The sequence below is a fragment of the Acinetobacter sp. UBA6720 genome, assembly GCF_002454215.1.
In the GTDB taxonomy this organism is placed as follows: Bacteria; Pseudomonadota; Gammaproteobacteria; order Pseudomonadales; family Moraxellaceae; genus Acinetobacter.
Window position 1 is genome coordinate 10182 of sequence record NZ_DKIK01000114.1, and the last position, 1293, is coordinate 11474.

Below are 1293 nucleotides of genomic sequence, written 5' to 3' on the forward strand. Positions count from 1 at the left end.
CTCTCACTGGGTGTTCGTTTAGTGGATGTGATTATCCTGAATAATCTTACTATTTATCAACTATTATCGTTCGCTTTATACAAAAAAGAAAATCTTCTGCATAAATTCATGGATGCAATTCTACCAATGTCGATGCATTACGCTATACTTTAGCCAATTTCTGAACTATTTACAGGTTTAGCTGTGCCGATTGAATTTGTTGCTACATCCCGTTTACCGACTGCTTTTGGTGAGTTTAACATCACCGTATTTCAAGATCCTAAGACCGGTGAAGAACATGTTGCACTCTCAAAAGGTCTCGATCAGCCGATCACAGAACCCGTTTTAGTCCGTGTTCATTCAGAATGTCTCACAGGCGATGCCTTTGCGTCCTTGAAGTGTGACTGTGGCCCACAATTGCAAGCCACGCAAAAACTGATTAATGAAGCTGGACAAGGGGTGATTCTGTATTTGCGTCAAGAAGGTCGTGGCATTGGTCTCACCAATAAAATTCGTGCTTATGCGCTGCAAGACCAAGGGCATGACACCGTTGATGCCAACCTGATGCTTAACCTCCCTGCCGATGCACGTCGTTATGACATGGTCAGCATTATGTTGGATCACCTGAAGATTCAGCAGGTGCGCTTGATTACCAATAATCCACTGAAGATTGCAGCACTGCAAGAACAAGGGATCAATGTGGTGGATCGTGTACCATTGACGGTTGGTTTAAATCCCTTCAATGAAGAATATTTAAAGACCAAACATGAGCGCATGGCGCACTTGTACAAGAAAGATGATTTTTAAATTTTGAAAACATGCTCTAAGCCTGCTTTTTTAAAGGGCGACTTAGAGCACTCCAATCATATTAGATGGTCATGGAGAAAATACGGCTCTCGGGTCGGCGGCGTTTTAAATGCAAATCAAACGCCATACAAATATTACGTACAAAGGCTTTGCCTTGCTCAGTCACCCGTATACTTTGTGGCTTAATCTCTAATAAACCATCGTCCTGCATTTCTTCTAGTTGTCCCAAGACCTCAACCAATTCTGGAAATTGCATCTCTGGTTCTGCCCACGACGTTTGAAAGCCACACATCAAATTTAAAATATGACGACGAATCATCAAATCTTCGGCACTTAAAATATGCCCACGATAGACAGGAATTTCATTGTTTTCGAGTCTCGCATAATAATCTTCGAGTTTTTTTTCATTTTGCGCAAAGCTATACCAACTGTCGCTGATTGAGGAAAGCCCTAAACCAATCATCACTTGGGTTTTCGAAGCGGTGTAGCCCATAAAATTGCGATGCA

General features: G+C 42.0%; 1 protein-coding gene and 1 pseudogene. One reads left to right on the forward strand and one right to left on the reverse strand.

Annotated features, from left to right (window positions below; translation table 11 throughout):
• Positions 1–183: 183 nt before the first annotated feature.
• Positions 184–786, forward strand: coding sequence for a GTP cyclohydrolase II (gene ribA / locus B4F08_RS09815; RefSeq protein ID WP_110974055.1), 603 nt, complete (start codon positions 184–186; stop codon positions 784–786).
• A gap of 61 nt (positions 787–847) precedes the next feature.
• On the opposite strand, the pseudogene B4F08_RS09820 reads toward ribA, so the two are convergent.
• A pseudogene (locus B4F08_RS09820) lies at positions 848–1293 on the reverse strand (coproporphyrinogen III oxidase); the annotation flags it as partial.